The organism is Mycobacterium asiaticum (assembly GCF_001668675.1).
In the GTDB taxonomy this organism is placed as follows: Bacteria; Actinomycetota; Actinomycetes; order Mycobacteriales; family Mycobacteriaceae; genus Mycobacterium; species Mycobacterium asiaticum_D.
In genome coordinates this window covers 1-725 of the sequence record NZ_LZKQ01000077.1, presented here as the reverse complement: position 1 = coordinate 725, position 725 = coordinate 1, and the positions used below count along the sequence as shown (strand labels likewise).

General features: G+C 64.1%; 1 pseudogene. It reads right to left on the bottom strand.

From position 1 onward, the window contains the following. Positions 1 to 725 (bottom strand): annotated as a pseudogene (locus A9X01_RS30380) (hypothetical protein); the annotation flags it as partial.

Here is a 725-nt window from a genome sequence, read left to right as displayed (position 1 = left end):
TCGATGTGTAGCGGGCCGATGCCGATGAGGTTGTCTCCGACCAGGCCGATGCCCAGGTTGTGGTTGCCGATGTTGAAGTAGCCCTGGTTCCAGTTGCCTTGGTTGCCGATGCCGAAGGCGGTCAGGATCGATAGCGGCGGGCCGGAGTTGCCGATGCCGGTGTTGCCGATGCCGATGTTGAGGACGCCGTTGTTGGCGATGCCGACGTTGCGGGCACCGGCGTTGAACGCCCCGACCAGGTCGGTGCCGTTGTTGCCGATGCCGAAGCCGCCGAAGGTGGTGATCGGGTCGGTGATCGTGAAGAACGGGCTGGTGTTGTTGATGCCGAAGTTCAGGGTTCCGGTGTTGAAGAAGCCGATGTTGCCTTCCCCGACATTGCCGTAGCCGAAGCTGGGGAACGTGGTCGCGGCCGGCAATACGCTGCCCAGGCTGGGCAGGGTCGGGAAGGTCGGCAGGATGGCGCGGTCGATGTGTAGCGGGCCGATGCCGATGAGGTTGTCGCCGACCAGGCCGATGCCCAGGTTGTGGTTGCCGATGTTGAAGTAGCCCTGGTTCCAGTTGCCTTGGTTGCCGATGCCGAAGGCGGTCAGGATCGATAGCGGCGGGCCGGAGTTGCCGATGCCGGTGTTGCCGATGCCGATGTTGAGGACGCCGTTGTTGGCGATGCCGACGTTGCGGGCACCGGCGTTGAACGCCCCGACCAGGTCGGTGCCGTTGTTGCCGAT